Source organism: Pseudomonas sp. CLCA07 (genome assembly GCF_053615335.1).
In genome coordinates, this window is sequence record NZ_CM132131.1 from 6,523,483 (window position 1) to 6,545,062 (window position 21,580).

The following is a 21,580-nucleotide window of genomic DNA, read 5'->3' on the forward strand; positions in this document are numbered from 1 at the left end:
AGTCGATACACGACTTGTATCGACGAGCAGAAACCTAGATGACGATTGCATTGAGCTCAAATAACTAAACGCAACAGACAAACATTTGCAAGCTGTTGATTAAAAAGCAAATATCGCAGAATCCTGTTCTCCCTGAAACATCGAGCTACAGTTGCAGGAAGTGGACTACAGGCAAGAACTACAAAAACCTGACAACCCATTACATCAATAACAAGTTCGCCAATTTATCAGTTGAATCAGCGCTGACTGGCGCGCTTGAGTGTTTCACTCGGCAACTCTTTGAACAACGCCTGATAGCTGCTGGAAAACCGCCCCAAATGCCAGAACGACGCATTCATCGCGACTTGCGCAACGGTGGTCTCGTTGGGCGTGCAGCTGAGCAATTCACGGCGGGCACTGTTGAGCCTTCGCAGGCGCAGCCAATGGGTCGGTGTCATCCCGGTGAAGGCCTTGAAGGCCTGCTGCAGCTGGCGCAGAGACACCCCGGCAACCTGGGAAAGCTCCAGCAAGTTGAGGGTTTCTTCCGGGGAGTCGGCAGCCCACTCACCGATGCGTTTCATGATCGTGCGCGCTTCGGTACGACGCTGTAAGCCGCCTCGGTCGAGGCAAACAGACGCGTTGTCGAGGATATACAAACAGTCCTCCAGCAACTGCAACGTCAAGGCTTCTTTGCTCGGTGGGTCGAGCGTTTCTCCCAGCCGGGTCAGCGTGCCGCTCAACCAGCGACTGAACAACGCGTTCTGCCCCGAGTTCAGCGGCGACATGAACAACCCTTCCAACTGCGCCACGTTCAAACCCTGGCGCTGAACGAACTCCGGTCCGAACACCACGGCGATTTCCTGGTAGTTCTCGGGGGTGATCCAGATGTTGCGGCTTTCACCATTGAGCAGGTACAGCGCGTTGTCGCTGCGATCAAAACAGAACGCCAGCGACCCTTGCGGTGCGCTGAAATTCTGCTCGACCCGGGTGTTCATCTGCTCTTCGTAGATCTCCACGCCCTGCAAGTCCAGATAGCGCACACGCCCGGCGAAATGCCCTGGCGACATCTGTTGATAGTGCTGGACCCAACCCGGTGTGGCACGGATTTGCTCGGCGACATCTTCGGTGTTGAACGCTTGAACCTGTATCGGACTGGACGCTGACATGGGTGACCCTACGCACTCGTTTGGTGCGTTTTGGTGCTGCTTAAAGTGGATAGATGGAACCGCAAGGCTCGCCCAAGATAGTCGTCAACGTGTCTCAGGGGAAGAGTGCGGTGGATGAAACCGCCCTCCCCGACGTTAATAAAACCAATAACGAGGTCTTTATGAATGTCCCTTTCGATCAGCTGTTCACTTGGCTGAAAGATCACAAGATTACCGAAGTAGAGTGTGTGGTCAGCGACTTGACCGGCATTGCACGCGGCAAGATTGCACCTACTAACAAGTTCCTGCATGAGCGAGGCATGCGCCTGCCGGAAAGTGTGCTTTTGCAAACGGTAACCGGGGACTTTGTCGACGACGACATCTACTACGACCTGCTCGACCCCGCCGACATCGACATGGTCTGCAAGCCAGACCCTGACGCGGTCTACGTGATTCCATGGGCCATAGAGCCGACCGCTATCGTCATCCATGACACCTTCGACAAGTTCGGCAACCCGATTGAATTGTCGCCGCGCAACGTGCTTAAAAAAGTGCTGCAGTTGTACACGGACAAAGGCTGGCGGCCGATTGTCGCGCCGGAAATGGAGTTCTACCTGACTCAGCGTTGCGAAGACCCGGACTTGCCACTGAAAGCGCCGATGGGTCGTTCGGGCCGTGCGGAAAGCGGTCGTCAGTCGTTTTCCATCGACGCCGCCAACGAATTCGACCCCCTGTTCGAAGACGTCTACGATTGGTGCGAACTTCAAGGTCTGGACCTCGACACTTTGATCCATGAAGACGGCCCGGCGCAGATGGAAATCAACTTCCGTCACGGCGATGCGTTGGACCTGGCTGACCAGATCACCGTGTTCAAGCGCACCCTGCGTGAGGCCGCACTCAAGCACAACGTCGCGGCGACGTTCATGGCCAAGCCGATTGGCGATGAGCCCGGCAGCGCCATGCACATCCACCAGAGCGTGGTCGACATCGCCACCGGCCAGCCGATCTTCGCCAACGCCGATGGCAGCATGAGCGAACTGTTCCTGCACCACATCGGTGGCCTGCAAAAGTACATTCCCAAAGTGCTGCCGATGTTCGCGCCCAACGTGAACTCGTTCCGCCGCTTCCTGCCGGACACCTCGGCGCCGGTCAACGTCGAATGGGGCGAAGAAAATCGTACCGTCGGCCTGCGGGTACCGACTTCGTCGCCTGAAGCCATGCGTGTGGAAAACCGCTTGCCGGGTGCCGACGCCAACCCGTACCTGGCGATTGCGGCCAGCTTGCTGTGCGGTTACCTGGGCATGGTCGAGCGCATCGAACCGAGCGCAGCGGTGCAAGGGCGCGCCTATGAACGTCGCAACCTGCGCTTGCCGATCACCATCGAAGACGCGCTGACGCAGATGGAAGAATGCGCCACCGTCGAGCGTTATCTGGGCAGCAAGTTTGTCCGCGGTTATGTCGCGGTCAAGCGTGCCGAGCACGAGAACTTCAAGCGGGTGATCAGCTCCTGGGAACGGGAATTTCTGATGATGAGCGTCTAGCCCGTAACGGCCCCATCGCGAGCAGGCTCACTCCTACAGGGGGAATGCATTTCATCTGTAGGAGTGAGCCTGCTCGCGAAAGCGGCCTCCAGAACACCAAAGAAACACCGGAAGAATCCAATAATTAGAAGAGGTGTCGATATGCGTCTATTGAAATCCGCAGTCCCGCTCGCGCTGGCGATCATGTGCAGCGCCGGTGCGCAGGCTCAGCCACAGGTCAGCGTCTATAACTGGACCGATTACATCGGCGAAACCACCCTCGCCGACTTCCAGGCCCAAAGCGGGATCAAGGTGATCTACGACGTCTTCGATTCCAACGAAACCCTGGAGGGCAAACTGCTCGCGGGCCGCACGGGTTACGACGTGGTGGTGCCATCCAACCACTTCCTCGCACGTCAGGTGAAAGCCGGCGCATTCCTGAAACTGGACCGCGAGCAACTGCCAAACTTCAAAAATCTTGACCCGAAACTGTTGGCGCTGCTGGAAAAGAACGACCCGCAAAACGCGCACTCGGTCCCGTACCTGTGGGGCACCAACGGCATCGGCTATAACGTCGATAAAGTCAAGCAAGTGCTGGGCGTCGATCACATCGATTCCTGGGCCGTGCTGTTCGAACCGGAAAACATCAAGAAGCTCAGCCAGTGCGGCGTGTCGATGATGGACTCGGCGGATGAAGTATTTCCGGCGATGCTCAATTACATGGGCATGGACCCGCGCAGCGAAAACCCCGAAGACTTCAAAAAGGCCGAAGCCAAGCTGCTGGCCATCCGCCCTTACATCACCTACTTCCACTCCTCCAAATACGTTTCGGACCTGGCCAATGGCGATATTTGCGTGGCCTTCGGCTACTCGGGTGACGTGTTCCAGGCCGCCAACCGGGCCAAGGAAGCCAAGAACGGCGTGAACATCGCCTACGCCATTCCCAAGGAAGGCAGCAACCTGTGGTTCGACTTGCTGGCCGTTCCCGCAGACGCGAGCAATCCCAAAGAAGCCTACGCGTTCATCAACTACCTGCTGGACCCACAAGTGATTGCCAAGGTCAGCGCTTCGGTTGGTTACGCCAACCCGAACCCGCCCGCCAAGGAATTCATGGACGCGGAACTGGTGAACAATCCTGAGGTTTACCCATCGCAGGCCGTCCTCGACAAACTCTACATTTCGACCACCCCGCCCCAGGCGATCATGCGTTTGATGACCCGTTCCTGGAGCAAAGTGAAGTCCAACAAATGAATCAATACACCAACGAACACACGCATTCCTACTATGCCGCGTCGGCTAAAGGACTGAAGCCGCGCCCCGCGCTGACCTCGGACCTGGTGGCCGATGTCTGCGTGATCGGCGGCGGCTTCACCGGGATCAACACCGCCATCGAACTGGCGCAGCGCGGGCTCTCGGTGATTGTGCTGGAGGCCCGGCGGATTGGCTGGGGCGCCAGCGGACGCAACGGGGGCCAATTGATTCGCGGCATCGGCCACGACGTCAGCGGGTTTGCCAAGCATATCGGTGCCGAAGGTGTGCGCTATCTGGAACGTGCCGGAATCGAATCGGTGCAAGTGGTGGGCAACCGGATCCGCGAACACGGCATCGATTGCGACCTGCGCTGGGGCTTCTGCGAACTGGCCAACACCCCCGCGCAGTTCGCCGGACTCAAGGCCGAGCACGCCGAACTGATCGAGTCGGGTTACGCCCACGAAACGCGCCTGTTCGAACCCGGGCAGATCCGTGAGCACGTGGTGAACTCCGGTGTGTATGCCGGTGGCTTGGTGGACATGGGCTCGGGGCATTTGCATCCGCTGAACCTGGTCCTCGGCGAAGCGAACGTCGCGCAATCCCTGGGGGTGCAGATCTTTGAGCAGAGCCCGGTGCTGGAGTTGATCCATGGCAGCACCGTGCAGGTACGCTGTGCTGGCGGCACGGTGCACGCCGGCAGTCTGGTGCTGGCCTGCAACGCGCATCTGGAGGAACTCGAACCCAAGCTCAGCGGCAAGGTGCTCCCGGCGGGCAGCTACATCATCGCCACCGAGCCCTTGTCGGAGGACGCTGCCTCGCAACTGATCCCGCATAATGTCGCGCTGTGCGATCAGAAAGTCGGCCTGGATTACTACCGGCTCTCGGCGGACCGCCGCTTGCTGTTCGGCGGTGCCTGCCATTATTCCGGGCGCGATCCGGCTGACATCGCCGCCTATATGCGTCCGCAGATGCTCAAGGTATTCCCGCAATTGGCCAATGTGCGGATCGACTATCAATGGGGCGGCATGATCGGCATCTCCGCCAATCGCTTCCCTCAGGTCGGTCGCTTGAGCCAGCACCCGAACGTGTTCTACGCCCAGGGCTACTCCGGCCATGGCCTGAACGTCACCCATTGGTGCGCCAAACTGTTGGGCGAAGCCATTCACGCCGGGCACAGCCAAGGCTTCGACGTGTTCAGCGCCGTGCCGCACATGACTTTCCCTGGCGGCCGGGCCCTGCGTTCGCCACTGCTTGCGCTGGGTATGCTCTGGTACCGGATGCGCGAAATATTGGGTTGATGGCGTTTATCTGAACGCTTCTGCGAGGGGGCTTGCCTCTCGCCGTGATCAGTCTGCCGAGTCGCCTCCTGCCAGTTTCGGTTGGCAGGTGTCGCCCCGGCATCAGGCAATACCCGATAACGTCGCCTCTCCCCCCGTTCAAGCCTAGTCAAGGCCTCCCCATCACCCTCAACTTAATTCATGAGTGGCAATGAAGTTGTCATTGAATGAAAAGAGTTTGTCGTCGAATGAATGCTCCCCCTCCGAAAAATGGGCGTAGAAGTCACCAGCAGGCATTGCTGGATGATGCCGTTGCGCCATAGCTCCGATTTAAAAGCTCAGATTTATATGCCTCAAATCCTAATAATAATCCGAATAAGGATCGCGTTTTATGCGTGTGAACTTGCCCGTCACCGAGCATGAAAGAGTATTTCCCGCCGAACAACGATTGATCTCCACCACCGATCTGGATAGCCGAATCACTTACTGCAATGACGCGTTCGTTGCCATCAGCGGTTTCACTTACGACGAATTGATCGGCCAGCCCCATAACATGGTTCGACACCCCGATATGCCACCTGGGGTATTCATTCATATGTGGCACACCATCAAGCAAGGCAAACCCTGGATGGGTATTGTGAAAAACCGCTCGAGAAATGGTGATTTCTATTGGGTCAGTGCCTACGTGACGCCCATCTATGAAAACGCACGCATGAGTGGTTACGAGTCGGTTCGCTCGGTGCCCAGCCGCGACCAGGTCCGTCGGGCAACTGCACTCTATGCAAGGATGCGGGCCGGCAAGCCGATCGTTGCGCTGAGCGCGCGGATTTTCCGGCCACTGCAACACGCTTGGCCATTACTGATGGCAGGCGGGGCTTCACTGCTGGGTTATCAGTGGCTACCAAAAACAGCGGCGCAGGGAGCCTTGGTGGCGAGCCTGAGTATTGCCTGGTACCTGATCGAGTCCCGACATCGCCGGGCCATCGAACGCACCCTGGCCGAGCATCCGAAAGCATTTTCCGATCCGTTAGTAGCGCTCACGTTTAGCGACAACTACGGCCCCCAAGGCCGGCTGGATATGGCCATGCTCAGTGAGGAATCTCGCTTGCAAACAGCCTTGAGCAGGCTTGTCGATGCCGGGGTCAATGTAAAGGCCAAGGCGGCACAGTCCTCCGAACTTTCCGGTTCGCAAGCCCAGTCGCTTGACCGCCAGCGCAGTGAAACGGACCAGTCTGCCGCTGCCATCGCGCAGATGGCGGCAACGAATCAGGAAGTGACTCAAAACGTAATCACTACTGCGCATGCTGCGTCCGAAGCCGACCAGTTGACCAGGGAAGGAAGTGAACTGGCCCGGCAAAGTCTGCACGCCATGGAAGCCATGAATGAGGCCGTCAACGAAATCGGCCAAGCGGTCAACGCACTGGCGAGCGAGACGCAATCAATCGGCAGCGTCGTGGATGTCATCACCTCGATTGCCGAACAGACCAACTTGCTGGCGCTCAATGCGGCAATCGAGGCGGCCCGGGCAGGTGAGCAAGGTCGAGGTTTTGCAGTGGTGGCCGACGAGGTGCGCTCCCTGGCACAACGCACCCGCACCTCCACCGAGCAGATCCACGGCATCATCGCTTCACTGAATAGCGGTGCCGATCGCGCAGTATCAACCGCCAGTAAGGGTGAGCAGATTTCCCGCGACAGCATGCAGCGTGTCGAGGCGGTGCAGTCGGCTCTGGTCGGCATCAGTGAAGCCGTCAGCCGGATCACCGACATGAGCCAGCAAATGGCGTCGGCTTCAGAAGAGCAAAGTCACGTGACTGAAGATATCAATCAACAGATCACGCGGATTGCCCAGTTGTGTGACCACAGTGCTGGACAGGCTAAGCAAGGCGCCGCGATTAGCCAGGACCTTGAAGAAATGGCTGAATATCTGCACAGCCTGGCTGAGCGTTTTAACCGGTAGCCGTAAGTTCCAGTTGACGACCTACAGGGAAGTGGGTCAGCCACCTACAGGGACGATCAGCGAACTCGCCAACAACGCCTCCAACCCCATCGGTTTGGCAAAATAGTAACCTTGGGCCTGTCCAGCGCCCATTTCGCGCAGCAAGTCCAGTGTCGCTTCATCCTCGACGCCTTCAGCCACCACACTCAGGTCCAGCGATTCGGCCATCCGCACAATTGCCCGGACGATTGCGCGACTGCGAGCGCTGGTGGTCAGTTCGAGGATGAACGACTTGTCGATTTTCAAGCCGCTGAAACGGTACTGATGCACATAGCTCAGGGATGAAAACCCTGCACCGAAGTCATCGAGCACCACCGACATGCCGTTATCGGCCAGTTGTTGCATGGTCAGTCGGGCAATCGCTGGCTCCGCCACCAGCGCACCTTCGGTCAACTCCAGGCAGATTCGCGACGGCGCGACCCCGTGCCGCTCCAACAGTGCAAGCACATCACTGGCGAAGTCCGGGCGCGTCATGCTGTAGCTGGAGCAATTGACGTGCACCGCAGGCCAATTGGCATGCTGGGGCTGTGCGAGGATTGCCGCAACGCTGGTGAGCATGTACAAGTCCAGTCGCCCGATCAGGCGCAAACCCTCGACATCCGGCAAAAACTCGCCTGGCGCGATCACCCGGCCGCCCGGCTGATGCCAACGGATCAGCGCCTCAAGGGCCAACAATTCGCCGCTTTCGACGCTGACAATCGGCTGGAAATACGGCAGCAGTTCGTCAGCGCGTTTCAGCGCATTGCGCAAGGCCCCTTCTCGCTCCACCTGGTCCGAAACTTCACGGCGCACTTCCTGGTTGAACACCGCGTAGCTGTCGCGCCCGGCACTCTTGACCCGGTACATCGCTGCATCGGCATCGCGCAGCAAGTCGGCTGGCTCGTGATGGAACTGACTGTCGGCACTGACAATACCGATGCTGCAGGACGAAAAAACTTCATGACCATTGATGAAAAACGGCAGGTCAAACGCCACCAGGATTCGTTCGGCGATTTCGATCAGCACTTCCAGCGGCGCTTCGGGCGCCAGTACCGAAAACTCATCGCCCCCCAGGCGCGCCAGCATGTCGGTCTCGCGCAGACAACCGCGTAACCGGTGGGCGGCCTGCATCAGCAGCAGGTCCCCAAAATGGTGGCCGAGGCTGTCGTTGACCATCTTGAAACGGTCGAGGTCGATGAACATCACCGCCAGGTGCCCGCCTTCGCTGCCGAACCGCGACCAAGCCTGGCTGAGGCGTTGTTGCAGGTAGGTACGATTCGGTAGCCCGGTCAGCGAGTCGTGGGAGTTTTCGTGTTGCAACTTGGCATTGGCGTGATCGAGTTCGCGGGTGCGGTTCTGCACCCGCGCTTCCAGTTTGAGGTTGGCTGCATGGATCGCTTCGGCGGCCGTGCGTCGCGACAGCGCGGTGTCGATGTGGCGCGACACGAATGTCAGCAGTTCCTGGTCTCGCAGGGTGTACTGCACCTGCGAGGTATAGCTTTGCACCGCAAGCACGCCACGCACCACATCGCCATCGAACAATGGAATGCCCAGCCAGGAGTGGGATCGGACAGACTCATTGGCCAGTTCGATTTCACCGTGCGCAGCCAGTCGTTCAGCCTCGCCGGCGTCAATCAGGCAAGGTCGACGCTGACGGATAACGTACTCAGTCAAGCCCCGGCATCCACGCCGTGCCGGCGGGCAGGTGATCTGCCGCTCATCGACATAATACGGAAAGGTCACTTCACTGATCGCATCGTCGAACAGCGCAATGTAGAAGTTCTTCGCGAACAGCAGATCACCGACGATGCCATGCAAGGTTTGAAACAACTCAGCCATGTCGCCAGGCTGGCTCGACAGTTCAGCAATCTGGAACAGCGCGCTCTGCAAATGTTCGGCGCGCTCTCGGTCTGCCACTTCCTGGCGCAATGCGTCGTTGAGTGCCGAAAGCTCCAGGGTGCGACGCATCACCGTCTCTTCCAGGTCCTCGCGGTGCAGAATCCGGTCCAGCGCCATGGCCACGTGGCGCGCCACCACCAGAAACAGCGCGCGGTCTTCAGCGCTGTAGGTACGAGAAACGTCGTAGACCTGCATGGCAAGCATGCCAAACACATCATCCGAGGCATTTTTCAACGGTGCGCCCATCCAGAACTCGGGACGATCACCCACGCAGTAGAAACGGTTCTCGGCCTGAGCCGCGAGAATACCGGCGGCGTCGATCAGCAACGGTTGGCCGGTGGTCAATACCTGGCCGGTCAAGGACAGGTGCGAAGGGTCAAGGTATTCGTAGTGCTGGGACTCCACGGCATCAACGTCGATGATGTCGACGTAATACGGGTAATCAATCTTGCCACTGCGCGGGTCATACAGCGCGAGATAGAAGTTCTCGGCGTCGATCAGGCTGGCCAGTAGTTGGTGAACCCCCACCAGAAACACTGACCGGTCGCGGGTCGAACTGGCCAGGTAGGTAATTTCATACAGCACACGCTGAGTAATCTGCGCACGGGCAAGGGTATTGGTCTGTAGCTGAATGCCCAGGTGCCGGGCAAACTCGGCGAGCGCCGGTTCCGCGGCATCGTTGGCTGGTGCCAGTAGCCAACCCAGCTCACTTTCGCCTCTGCCGGTCGGCCAGCGGTGCAAGCGCAAGCTCAGGCAAAAGGCTTCAAACTGCTCATTCGCAACGCTTGACGGCCACTGCACCTGCGGGTCGCCCTGCCCGACCCAATGCATTTGTTCACCGGCGCGGTAAACCGCCCACGCAGTGGTGTGAGCCCAGCTGCGCGCTGAGTCCAGCAATTGTTCGATCGTGTCCTCGTTGCCGGCGTAAGTCATGCCGACAGTATCCGAGTTCCCTTTCAGTTGAGTTGCGACAACGTCGCAATCGTTCGATTGCCGCGGGGAGTCGGTCAATGGACGAACACTCATCAGCGCTCCCTGAGCCAAAAAGCTGGCGATACTTACTGTATTGTTTGCAATGTGCTGGTGTGCTTCCCGTTTATAGTGAATACGAATTTTTTTCAATGGTTTTATTCGTTTTACGAGATCGCACAAACAAAAACGCCGCTCAAAGAGCGGCGTTTTTGCGTTTAGAGCGGCAAACGAGATTCACCTGGATTTTTGGCGCCTCAGGCGTTGCCGTTCCAGGGACGGTCTCCATTCTCGTCTTTGATGCGGGTCGGCAGGCCCATCACATCCAGCGCCTTGAGGAACGGTTCGGCCGGCAGTTCTTCGACGTTGGCCATACGTTGCACATCCCACTCGCCGCGAGCGACCAGCAGAGCAGCAGCCACGGGTGGCACGCCTGCGGTATAGGAAATGCCCTGGCTGTCAGTTTCGGCGTAGGCGTCTTCATGATCGGCCACGTTGTAGATGAACACCTCGCGCGGCTGACCATCCTTGGTGCCCTTGACCAGATCGCCGATGCAGGTCTTGCCGGTGTAGCCAGGCGCCAGCGAGCTCGGATCAGGGAGCACGGCCTTGACCACTTTCAGCGGAACGACTTCCAGGCCTTCGGCCGTCTTGACCGGTTGCTCGGAGAGCAGGCCGAGGTTGCGCAGCACAGTGAACACATTGATGTAGTGCTCGCCGAAGCTCATCCAGAAACGCACGTTGGGCACGCCCAGGTTCTTCGAGAGAGAGTGCACTTCATCGTGGCCGGTCAGGTACAGGTTCTGCGCCCCGACGACCGGCAGGTCGTCAGTGCGTTTGACTTCGAACATGGTGTTGCTGGTCCACTGGCTGTTCTGCCAGCTCCACACCTGTCCGGTGAACTCGCGGAAATTGATTTCCGGGTCGAAATTGGTGGCGAAATACTTGCCATGGGAACCGGCGTTGACGTCGAGAATGTCGATCGAATCAATGCGGTCGAAATACTGTTGTTGGGCCAGTGCTGCATAGGCGTTGACCACACCCGGGTCGAAACCCACGCCGAGAATGGCAGTGATGTTCTTCTCTTTGCACTCTTCGAGGTGGTTCCACTCGTAGTTGCCATACCAGGGCGGCGTCTCGCAGATTTTGCCCGGTTCTTCGTGAATGGCGGTGTCCAGGTAGGCCGCGCCGGTATCGATGCAGGCACGCAGCACCGACATGTTGAGGAAAGCGGAACCGACGTTGATGACAATCTGCGATTCGGTTTCGCGGATCAGCGCCTTGGTCGCCTCAATATCCATAGCGTTCAGCGAGAACGCCTTGATTTCGGCGGGCTGCTTGAGGCTGCCCTTGGACTTGACGCTGTCGATGATGGCCTGACATTTGGAGATGTTGCGCGACGCGATAGCAATACGACCGAGTTCGTCGTTGTGCTGTGCGCACTTGTGGGCCACCACCTTGGCGACACCTCCTGCACCAATGATAAGTACGTTTTTCTTCAATTTTTTTATATCTCCTTTCTGCCAGCTTACGAGAGGCTGGACAGGTAGTCGTTGAAACCAAACTCACGAACCACCTCGACACTACCGTCGAGTTGTTTCACTACGATGGACGGCATTTTCAGGCCGTTGAACCAGTTCTTCTTGACCATGGTGTAACCCGCTGCGTCGATGAACGACAGCCGATCCCCGATGGCCAGCGGACGATCGAATTGATATTCACCGAAAATATCTCCGGCCAGGCAGGATTTGCCGCACACCATGTAGGTGTGTTCGCCTTCGCTCGGCGCCAGCTTGGCATTCAGGCGATAGATCAGCAGATCGAGCATGTGGGCTTCGATGGAGCTGTCAACGACCGCCAGGTGCTTGCCGTTGTAGAGGGTGTCGAGCACAGTGACTTCCAGCGACGCGCTCTGAGTGATGGCCGCCTCACCCGGTTCCAGATAGACCTGCACGCCGTATTTTTGCGAGAAGGCCTTGAGGCGAGCGCAGAACGAATCCAGCTCGTAGTCGTCACCGGTGAAGTGGATGCCGCCGCCGAGGCTGACCCACTCGACCTTGTGCAGCAAATGACCGAATCGCTCTTCAATGGTGCACAGCATCTGGTCGAACAGGTCGAAGTCAGCGTTCTCGCAGTTGTTGTGGAACATGAAACCAGAGATCTGTTCGATAACCTGCTCGATCTTCACCGGGTCCCACTCGCCCAGACGGCTGAACGGCCGCGCCGGGTCGGCCAGCAGGTAATCCGAGCTGCTCACCTGTGGATTGACCCGCAGACCGCGCACTTTGCCTGCTGAAGCTTCAGTGTAGCGCTGCAATTGGCTGATGGAGTTGAAGATGATCTTGTCGCAGTTCTCGAGCATCTCTTCGATTTCGTCGTCGGCCCAGGCCACGCTGTAGGCGTGGGTCTCGCCAGCGAACTTCTGCCGACCAAGCTTGAGCTCGTAAAGCGACGACGACGTGGTGCCGTCCATGTATTGCTGCATCAGGTCGAACACCGACCAGGTGGCGAAGCACTTGAGTGCCAGAAGCGCTTTGGCCCCGGACTGTTCGCGCACATAGGCAATCTTCTGCATGTTCGCCAGCAGCTTTTGTTTATCGATAAGGTAGTACGGCGTTTTGATCATTTCGAGGCGCCTCCGGCAAGGCCAGCCAAAAAAAGGATGCGCATTGTGCCTTCACTGGCGATATATCGAAAGTACAGAAAGTGCTCGCGACGCGAAGCACGGCTCACTTGAAACCCGTAAATATCAGATATTTATCGAGTGAATGGGGGGCTGGAGGAAGGTTTTAACCTTCCTGCTATGCTCCATCCACCGTTTATTGACACAGCTCAAAACACTGAACGGTCAACTCGTGATAATGAATTTTTCAGATTTCAGGTAGGCTTTGAATGACGCCCCAGCTCTTTTCGGTTCACGGTCTCGTGAGTTTTACCCTCGCCATCCTCCTGCTTTTCCTCGGCAAAACCCTTGTTCATCGCAACGCCCTACTCCGTCAATACTGTATTCCCGAATCGGTCGTCGGCGGCTTCGTCTGTGCGGCAGTGACGTCCCTGCTTTACTTCGGTCTTAATATCCAGGTCGAATTCGATCTGCAAATTCGCGACACCCTGCTGCTCTATTTCTTTGCCGGCATTGGCTTGAAATCGGATATGCGCCAACTGCTCAAGGGTGGGCGCCCGCTGCTGATCCTGCTGGTACTCGCCGGGGTGTTCATTATCCTGCAAAACGCGCTGGGCATGGGTGTGGCCGAAGCATTCGGACTCGATCCCAAGGCCGGTTTGATGGTGGGCTCCATTTCCCTCACAGGTGGGGCGGGCACCACCCTGGCCTGGGCACCGCTGTTCATCGAAAAGCTGGGCATCAATAACGCGCATGAACTGGGCATGGCCAGCAACACCGTCGGCCTGATTGCCGCTTGCGTGATCGGTGGTCCAATCGCCAACCAACTGATACGTCGCTATCGACTAAAGACTTCCGGGGATGCGGCGCTGGAAGTCGGCATTTTCGAGGATCAACCGAGCAAGCCATTGGACTACTACGACGTGCTCTGGGCGTGGATGTGGCTCAACCTGACCCTGATGGTCGGCTATGGGCTCAACCTGCTGTTGGTCGATGCTGGCATCACCCTGCCAAAATTCGTCAGTTGCCTGTTTGCGGGCATCGTCATTCACCACATCGTTCTCGCATTGGTGGGTGATCAGCGGCTGAAATCCTGGAGCGGCGCCAGCCTGGGTCTGTCGCTGATCTCCGATATCTGCCTGGGCATGTTTTTGACCATGGCCCTGATGGGGCTTCAGCTATGGCAGCTCAGCGGCGTGTTGCTGTTCATTGTGTGCGCCTTGACCCTGCAAATCCTGCTGACGGTGCTCTATACGTATTTTGTGGTCTTCCGCTTTATGGGGCGCGATTACGAAGCCAGCGTGATTGCTTCCGGGTTCGGCGGGATTGCCCTCGGCTCCACTGCGACGGCCATCGTCAACATGACGACCGTGACCCAAAAGTACGGCGCCGCTCACCAAGCCTTCCTGATCGTGCCGCTGGTGTGTGGCTTTTTCATCGACCTGATCAATGCCGTGATCATTGGTATGTTCAGTGGAATCTAGCGACCGCCTCCACGCTGATCACAGATTTCAGCGTTTTTCAGCGTTCTGAGGAGTACAAATCAGGCCATTTCAGAGCAATTTTGTTGACGCAATGCGTTACTGGGGGCGCAGGTTGGAGGAGACAGACCTGCCCCCAAGCCTGTTTAGACGGCCGGCATACAGGGTTTCATTGGCTCATAAATGGTTGGAAATGATGTTCGATCACGATCTTTTGACTGCCGCTGAGCGCGAGGCAATCAATGCCGCAATGCAGGAGCCAGGGCTATTGGCTCAAAAAGTCTTGATCGTCGAGGATGACCCTTGCACTCGCGAGATGTTGGCTGAAATTCTTCAAGTCAATGGCATCTTCTGCCTTGAGGCTAGAAGTGCAGCAGATGCCATGCACTCATTGAGCATCGACAGTTCAATCGGATTGGTCATTACTGATTTGCGTATGCACCCGCTCAATGGCCTGGAGTTGATTTCAAAAATCCGCGAGTCGGAGTGGGCCGACCTGCCCATTGTGATCATTTCTGGAGATGCTGGAGTTCGAGATGCCATCGAGGCGATGCGTTTGAGTGTCGTGGACTTTCTACTAAAGCCGATCGATCCGGATGAACTGATCACCCTGGTTCAACTTCAACTGGGACTCAGGCCAGACGAATGTCCTTAGCCAAATTTGGCGGTCATTCACTCAATCACTCTTGCATACACCGATCGATCAACATTCCCGCCGGATAGAATCACCCCTACCCGCCTTCCCGCCATTGTTTCACGCTCCTGAATAAGCGCCGCCAAGGCCGCCGCACCGGCCCCTTCAGCGAGGTTGTGGGTGTCGGTGTAAAACACACGCATTGCCTCGGCAATCTGCTCCTCGCTAACGGAGACGATTCGTGCGGCAGCCGCGCCGTAGATGGCAAAGGCGGCGGGAACCGGTTTACGTACGGCGAGGCCGTCAGCGAAGGTATTCGCCGTAGCGGTTTCAAGGATTTCTCCCGCTTCAAACGACATCTTGGCTGCCGCTGCCTCACTGGACACCACGCCCACCACTTGGGTTTTCAGGCCCAGCGCGTCCCGGGCGGCGATCACCGCACAAATACCCGATCCACAGCCAATCGGCACATAGACGGTATCCAGATCCGGCGCGGCCTTGAACAGCTCCAGCGCATAAGTGGCCACGCCTTTGACCAACTCGACATGGAACGGCGGAACCAAATAGAGGCCATGCACTTGCGCCAGACGAACGGCCTCTTCACGGGCCTCATCAAAATCGAGGCCAAACTCGACTACTTCGCCACCAAAGCCACGCATGGCATTGTTCTTTTCAACCGAATTACCTTCCGGCACTACGATCAACGCCTTCAGACCCAGCGCGCAGGCTGCCAGCGCCAGGCTCTGACCATGGTTGCCGCGGGTAGCGGTGACAATCCCCTTGACGTCTGGATGCGCGCGTTTGAGCCAGTTCATGAAGGTAATGCCACCACGTACCTTGAAAGCACCGGTAGGTGTATGGTTTTCGTGCTTGACCCACACCGTGCAACCCAACCGCTCGGCCAGCAGGGGCCAGGCGTACTGGGCGGTGGCAGGCATTACCTGGTACACGTGGCAAGCCGCTTGTTCGATATCGTCGCGGGTCAGTCTGTGCATGAGGAGTCTCCCTGAGGTTTTGCCCAGTCTAGACACGAGCGCATCACGCGGGCTTTCAGAAAACTGACCTGACTTTTGCGTACCCTCTTTATTACTATGGTGTTCATGAGCCATCGAAACCGCCACCTGCCCCCGCTCCCGCCTGAACCGATCCGTCGGGTCGAGGCCGGGCCGTGGGCGATCGAGTTGCTACCCGGCGCCGCTTACGCGACCCGATATGTAGCCACCCAGGCGACGATCGGCTTTGCCTTCGATAGCCAGCGAGGTCTGCACGCCATCGGCAGTGACCGAGTGCATCCCTTCGACGCCACGCCCAACGGCTTGGCATTCGTCCCCGTCGGTTGTGACGTGTTGTCCGAATCACCCAAGGGCGGTGAATACCTGCGGGTCATGCGCACCGACGGCGTTGCGTTGGCAGGCGACCGTGCATTCAACAATCGCATTGATCAACAGGCCATTACCCTGGCGCTGCGCATGCGCGCCGCGCTGTTACACGCCTCAGTGGAAGACGATTGGGAGGCCTGGGCACTCGCATTGGCGGAACGGGCGCAGGACAACGAAGCGTTATCGGCGCCACCCCAAGGCTCTATAACCGGTAGCAGGATGCGTCTACTCGACGAATTCATCGATGCAGGCCTCGACGGCCAGTTGGGAATACAGGCGATGGCAGGGTTACTTGGATTGTCCGAAGGCTATTTCATTCGTTCATTCAAGAACGCGACGGGCAAAAGCCCGCACAGTTACCTGATCGACCGACGCCTTGCCAAGGCCCGCGCACTGATGCGCAATTCGACAGCCAGGCTGGCGGAAATCGCCCAGAGCTGCGGCTTTAACTCCCAGGCGCACATGGCGACCACGTTCAGGCAACGTCTTGGCGTGAGTCCGGCACAGCTGCGAATACCCATCAGATAAAACACAAATCCCCCAAATACGCGACACCGTTGAAAGAGGGACTGAAGGACATGACAGTCAAGCGAATGGACAACGTCCTGATAGTTGTCGACGATCTCGAAGCGGTGAAAGCGTTCTTTATCGAATTGGGCCTCGAGCTTGAGGGTCAAACCACGGTTGAAGGGCCATCTGTCGGGAGCCTCATAGGGCTTGGAGACGTCCGAGCCACCCTCGCGATGCTGCGGACTCCCGATGGGCAGGGAATTGAACTGGACAAATTCCACACGCCAAACGCAGTCAGGTTTGGGCCCGTGGACGCGCCAGTGAACGCTTTGGGTCTTCGTCGCATCATGTTTGCCGTTGATGACATCGATGCTGTCGTTGCGCGGATGCAGGCCCATGGCGCAGAACTCATTGGCCAGACGCAGTACGAGAAATCGTACCGGCTCGCCTATATTCGTGGGCCTGAGGGCATCATCGTCGGACTTGCCGAGCAACTTGGCTAAGGGCGGCTCGCTCGCGCACGACAACCACCACACAATCGCTTCAGATCCAACATCAATGGATTCCCTACCACGAAGTTTGAACGGGGTAAAAAGGGTTCGACGCTGACACGGTGTTGAGGCGCAAGCGCTCAACACCTGAAGGCCTGTCTTTTTCTTATGCTCGCTGCAATACCGACTCACCTGCCTTCGGTGGCAGTCTCAAGTTGTCCAGCAATGCAATCCCCGCAATCACGGCAACACAAAGGAACGTCAGCTGAAAGTCGGCTGTATTTGCGAGCTCAGTGTTGCCATGGATGCTTATGGAGAAACGTAACAGCAACGCGCCCGTTGCAACCCCCATCGCCATGCTCAGTTGGAAAAACATACTGAACAAGGTTGAAGCATCGCTCATCTGCTCCTTCGGAACATCGGCAAAACCCAGCGTGTTGAACGCAGTGAACTGCATGGATCGTGACAAGCCACCGACAAACAGAATGAACAAAATCAGCACCCGGCTCATGTGCTCATCCAGCAATGCACAGGCCGCTATCGCCAGTACGCCGAGGATGCCGTTGAACATCAGCACCGGGCGAAACCCCCAACGTTGCATCACCCGCGTGGTGAACGGCTTCATGGCCAGATTGCCAGCAAAGACGGCCAATACCAGTAGCCCCGCATCCAATGCAGAAAGCCCGAAGGCGAGTTGAAACATCAGCGGCAGGAGAAACGGCAAGGTGCTGATGGCGATCCGAAAAATCGAGCCACCCAATAGGCAGACACTGAAGGTACGGATTCCCAAAACACCCAGCGCCAGTAACGGTTGTGCATGCCGACGCAGATGTCGCCACGCAATAACACCGAGTATTACGCCTGCACCACTGAGTGACAGTGCCGGCAACAGATTGGCATGACTTTGCCCCAGCATCTCTACCCCGAACAGCAGCGCAGCGCTGGCGCCGCCGGCGAGCAGAAAACCACTGAAATCGAATGGCCGGGCAACAATGTGGTCTTGCCTGGGAATCAATACCAGCGCGGCAATCAAGGCCAGCACGCCTAGCGGAAGATTGAGGTAGAAAATCCACGGCCAGGACGCGTGGGTGACGATGAAACCGCCCAAGGGAGGCCCGAGTATCGGAGCGACCAGACCGGGCCAGGTAATAAAAGAGATCGCCCGCACGAGGTCTTTTTTCTCGGTGGTGCGAAGCACTGCCAAGCGCCCTACCGGTACCATCATCGCTCCGCTGATGCCTTGCAGCACGCGTGCGGCAACAAAGGTTTCCAGGCTATCACTCAACCCACACATTAATGAAGACAGGCTGAACAGCACAATCGCCGAACTGAATATAAGACGTGAGCCGAAGCGATCAGCCAACCAGCCGCTGATGGGGATGAACACCGCAACCGCGAGCATGTAGACGCTCATACCAATGCTCACATCCACCGCTGGCACACCAAACGTCCTGGCCATGACCGGCAGCGCGGTGGCGATCACCGTAGCGTCGAGGTTCTCCATAAAGAAGGTGACCGCTACCAACAGGGCAATCAATGTTGAGCGGCGTTGAGACATCGGTCATCCCTGTTTAGCTACGACAATGCTCGACACTTTACTATCGAATGAGGGGTACAACACCAGACACACAGCGGTTAAAACTGCGCCACGGGCACGGTTATCCCCACCCATGCGCCTCCTCGATAAAATGCAGCACCGCGCTTGAACGCTCATCTTTCCTCGCTGCCGCCATCCTCGTCGGTGTTTCGGGCCGTTCGAGTCAATTTTGAAAAAAAAGTCGCAAACCCGGTGACTCTCCAGGGCTTGCGACTCTTTGCCGATACGTCCCTCAAGCTTGCGGGACGTTTTCTGCTGTTATGCCTGCCGTGTTCATGGCGGAACTTGCAGGCCTATTTTTGTACCTCAGCCACGTCCCTGTCCGGCGCGTCTGGGGCGTCCGCCATAGCCCCTCTGGCTGCGCGCGCATCAGCTTTGGCAGCGTCTCTGGTCGCATCTGCAGCAGCCTTCGCCGCATCTCTGGTGGCATTTGCGTTAGCCTTAGCGGCGTCCCTGGTCGCATCTGCGGCAGCCCGCGCAGCATCTCTGGTTGCATCTGCGCCCGCTACACCTGCAGCTTTTGCAGCATCCCTGGCGGCATCCGCATCAGCTCGGGCCGCATCTCTAGCTGCATCTGCGGCAGCTTTGGCATTATCTCGGGCTGCATCTGCATCGTTTCTGGCAGCGTCCCTGGCTGCATCTGCGGCATCGTCAGCGTCGTTGTCATGCGCATTGCCTGGGCCTCTGTTCCCGGCAATACCGCCATGGTTAGCGTCATGGTTAGCGTCATGGTCAGCGTCGCCGCGTCCCGGGCCTCCATGATCGTCACCGTCATGACCAGCAGCATGATCGCCACCCTCTCCATGGCCGCTGCTACCGTGACCGCCTCCTGAGCCTCCGCCGTCGCCACCGTGACCACTGCCTCCGGAACCTCCACTGCCGGAGCCACCACCGTGACCACCACTGCCTCCACCTCCGCCGCTGCTGCCATCTTTGGCATATACGCTGGAGAAACTACCGATGTAATCGGGTACCAGGACAGTCGATGCCGACAGGACACCGCCAATTGCGAGCGCCAATAAACATTTCTTGAGCAGCATGATGCACCTCCGCTTGGCGTTGCGTCGTCATCTCCGTATCGAACGCAATCACCAGTGAGTTCCTGGCCACCCATTGGAGCGGCCAGCTAACCGGCGCGGTCATAAATATGCAGCATTAACGAGCAACTGCGGTTCCGCACGATCCTTCAGAGCCAGTTAGCATCGATGAGTGGGAAAGTATTCCCACATTTTTTATAGATAAGTGCTGTCCGCTCAAGTTCAACGTAAACACACGCTCAATGCAGCACCCAAAATCAGAACTGCTACGCTTGAATCATTAGCTTTGGCGCTTTTTAGCCTTCTGGCGCACGTGTTCTCTGTGACTGATGGAACAGTCGAATTACCCGATCCTGTGCCCAAGCGAGTCAAATTTCGTTGAGCAAAGGAGTGGACATGGCCCCCCGCAAAAACAGGTTTGCCAACAGCAAGGCAGGGCAATCGGAAGACAACGGGGACGAGCGAGTCTTTCACTCGCGCAAGGAGCGTCTGTACGAAGGTGAGCTATTACGCGAGCGTCTGCCGCATGCAGTTCACGCTGAATGGAAACCCGCACGCAAACACCGTGACCCGATCAAACTCCTCGAAGAGTCCAACCGCTATCGACTGCCTAATCTGATACCTGTGCGCTACGGTCGCATGTTGCGCAGTCCATTCACCTTTTTACGCGGTTCTGCGGGATTGATGGCGCATGACCTGGCCACTCTCCCGACCACCGGCATTCAGGTGCAGGCCTGTGGAGATTGTCACCTGATGAACTTCGGGTTGTTTGCAACACCTGAGCGCAATCTGATTTTTGACATAAACGATTTCGACGAAACACTCCCCGCCCCCTGGGAATGGGATGTAAAACGCTTGGCGATCAGTTTTGCCGTGGCCGCACGCGATAACCGCCTCAACGATAAAAGTGCACAGGGCATAGCCGCCGAATGCGTTCGTGCTTACCGTGTGTACCTGCGCAAATTTTCGAAGATGAACCCGATGGATGTCTGGTATGACCGCCTGGATGCGCAAGCGATCATTGATATGTCGCCCAATGCTGAAATCAAGAAAATCCGCGAACAATTGGTCGCAAAGGCCAAGATGCGCGTTGGCGATTACCTCTATCCCAAGATCAGCGGCGAAGTCGGAGGGCGGCGGCGGCTGATCGATCAACCCCCCATACTTTTTCATGTGCATGAAAAGGGCTTCGCGCGGAGCGTCCAGTTGGCGCTGCAAGATTATCGATTGTCGCTGCCCCATGAACGGCGCGTGCTCTTCGATCGCTACCGTCTCGAAGACATTGCCGTCAAAGCGGTGGGCATCGGCAGTGTCGGTACCTATTGTTTCGTCGGTCTGTTCTTTTCCGCGGAAAACCACCCTTTGCTCCTGCAATTCAAGGAAGCCTGTCCTTCGGTACTGGCACCCTATGCAGGCAAGAGCGACTACGAGAACCAGGGGCAGCGTGTGGTCACGGGGCAACGTCTGATGCAGTCGTCCAGCGACATCTTTTTGGGCTGGACACGCGGCCAAAACGGCCGGTACTTCTTTGTACGTCAGTTGCGAGACATGAAAATGTCCGCGCCCATCGAAGGCATATCTGCCGCACGGATGAAGATGTATGCCGAGTGGTGCGGTCTTACCCTGGCCCGTGCCCACGCCAAATCAGGAGATGCAGCGCTCATTAGTGGTTACCTGGGCAAGACGGACTCCTTCGACCAGGCTATAGGAAAATTTGCCATCGCTTATGCCGATCAGAATGCACAGGACCATGGCGCGCTGGTGGCCGCCGAAAAATCAGGGCGGATCAATGCGTTGAGAGAAGAAGAGTGAT

16 protein-coding genes are annotated in these 21,580 nt (G+C 57.5%); 9 read left to right on the plus strand and 7 right to left on the minus strand.

What is annotated here, in order from left to right:
• Positions 1-236: 236 nt before the first annotated feature.
• Complete coding sequence (locus ACWGZX_RS29890; protein ID WP_452626627.1) at positions 237-1,145, minus strand: helix-turn-helix domain-containing protein; 909 nt, start codon at positions 1,143-1,145, stop codon at positions 237-239.
• A 161-nt stretch (positions 1,146-1,306) separates the two neighbouring features.
• On the opposite strand from ACWGZX_RS29890, the gene ACWGZX_RS29895 reads away from it, so the two are divergent.
• The 4 genes from ACWGZX_RS29895 to ACWGZX_RS29910 all read left to right on the plus strand — a co-directional run bounded on the left by ACWGZX_RS29895 (position 1,307) and on the right by ACWGZX_RS29910 (position 7,129).
• Complete coding sequence (locus tag ACWGZX_RS29895; RefSeq protein WP_452626628.1) at positions 1,307-2,665, plus strand: glutamine synthetase family protein; 1,359 nt, start codon at positions 1,307-1,309, stop codon at positions 2,663-2,665.
• Between the two features lie 141 nt (positions 2,666-2,806).
• Positions 2,807-3,895, plus strand: coding sequence for a polyamine ABC transporter substrate-binding protein (locus tag ACWGZX_RS29900; RefSeq protein WP_452626629.1), 1,089 nt, complete (start codon positions 2,807-2,809; stop codon positions 3,893-3,895).
• Positions 3,892-5,193, plus strand: coding sequence for an NAD(P)/FAD-dependent oxidoreductase (locus ACWGZX_RS29905; protein ID WP_452626630.1), 1,302 nt, complete (start codon positions 3,892-3,894; stop codon positions 5,191-5,193). Before ACWGZX_RS29900 ends, ACWGZX_RS29905 begins: the two co-directional genes overlap by 4 nt.
• A gap of 370 nt (positions 5,194-5,563) precedes the next feature.
• Positions 5,564-7,129, plus strand: coding sequence for a methyl-accepting chemotaxis protein (locus tag ACWGZX_RS29910; protein ID WP_452626631.1), 1,566 nt, complete (start codon positions 5,564-5,566; stop codon positions 7,127-7,129).
• 36 nt (positions 7,130-7,165) lie between these two features.
• Here the strand turns inward: ACWGZX_RS29910 and ACWGZX_RS29915 are convergent, their stop codons facing one another.
• The 3 genes from ACWGZX_RS29915 to nspC form a co-directional block, all read right to left on the minus strand.
• Entirely contained in the window at positions 7,166-10,072 is a 2,907-nt protein-coding gene (locus ACWGZX_RS29915; RefSeq protein WP_452626632.1) for a sensor domain-containing phosphodiesterase, read from the minus strand.
• Between the two features lie 200 nt (positions 10,073-10,272).
• On the minus strand, positions 10,273-11,517 hold the full coding sequence (locus ACWGZX_RS29920; RefSeq protein ID WP_223513740.1) for a saccharopine dehydrogenase family protein: 1,245 nt from the start codon (positions 11,515-11,517) through the stop codon (positions 10,273-10,275).
• Positions 11,518-11,543: 26 nt separating this feature from the next.
• The gene (gene nspC, locus ACWGZX_RS29925; RefSeq protein WP_452626633.1) at positions 11,544-12,641 is read right to left on the minus strand and encodes a carboxynorspermidine decarboxylase; all 1,098 of its coding nucleotides are present in this window, start codon (positions 12,639-12,641) and stop codon (positions 11,544-11,546) included.
• A gap of 266 nt (positions 12,642-12,907) precedes the next feature.
• Here nspC and gltS point away from each other — a divergent pair, with 266 nt between their 5' ends.
• On the plus strand, positions 12,908-14,122 hold the full coding sequence (gltS, locus tag ACWGZX_RS29930; protein WP_452626634.1) for a sodium/glutamate symporter: 1,215 nt from the start codon (positions 12,908-12,910) through the stop codon (positions 14,120-14,122).
• Between the two features lie 193 nt (positions 14,123-14,315).
• A complete protein-coding gene (locus tag ACWGZX_RS29935) occupies positions 14,316-14,774 on the plus strand; it encodes a response regulator (RefSeq protein ID WP_452626635.1) in 459 nt (152 codons plus the stop codon).
• Between the two features lie 17 nt (positions 14,775-14,791).
• Here ACWGZX_RS29935 and ACWGZX_RS29940 read toward each other — a convergent pair whose 3' ends face one another.
• Entirely contained in the window at positions 14,792-15,748 is a 957-nt protein-coding gene (locus ACWGZX_RS29940; RefSeq protein WP_452626636.1) for a threonine dehydratase, read from the minus strand.
• A gap of 96 nt (positions 15,749-15,844) precedes the next feature.
• On the opposite strand from ACWGZX_RS29940, the gene ACWGZX_RS29945 reads away from it, so the two are divergent.
• Both ACWGZX_RS29945 and ACWGZX_RS29950 read left to right on the plus strand, forming a co-directional pair.
• A complete protein-coding gene (locus tag ACWGZX_RS29945; RefSeq protein ID WP_452629085.1) occupies positions 15,845-16,660 on the plus strand; it encodes a helix-turn-helix transcriptional regulator in 816 nt (271 codons plus the stop codon).
• Positions 16,661-16,710: 50 nt separating this feature from the next.
• The gene (locus ACWGZX_RS29950; protein ID WP_452626637.1) at positions 16,711-17,145 is read left to right on the plus strand and encodes a VOC family protein; all 435 of its coding nucleotides are present in this window, start codon (positions 16,711-16,713) and stop codon (positions 17,143-17,145) included.
• Between the two features lie 154 nt (positions 17,146-17,299).
• Here the strand turns inward: ACWGZX_RS29950 and ACWGZX_RS29955 are convergent, their stop codons facing one another.
• Both ACWGZX_RS29955 and ACWGZX_RS29960 read right to left on the minus strand, forming a co-directional pair.
• Complete coding sequence (locus ACWGZX_RS29955) at positions 17,300-18,691, minus strand: MFS transporter (RefSeq protein ID WP_452626638.1); 1,392 nt, start codon at positions 18,689-18,691, stop codon at positions 17,300-17,302.
• Positions 18,692-19,235: 544 nt separating this feature from the next.
• Complete coding sequence (locus tag ACWGZX_RS29960; protein WP_452626639.1) at positions 19,236-19,670, minus strand: hypothetical protein; 435 nt, start codon at positions 19,668-19,670, stop codon at positions 19,236-19,238.
• Between the two features lie 493 nt (positions 19,671-20,163).
• On the opposite strand from ACWGZX_RS29960, the gene ACWGZX_RS29965 reads away from it, so the two are divergent.
• Positions 20,164-21,579, plus strand: coding sequence for a DUF2252 domain-containing protein (locus ACWGZX_RS29965; protein ID WP_452626640.1), 1,416 nt, complete (start codon positions 20,164-20,166; stop codon positions 21,577-21,579).
• Position 21,580: the final 1 nt, after the last annotated feature.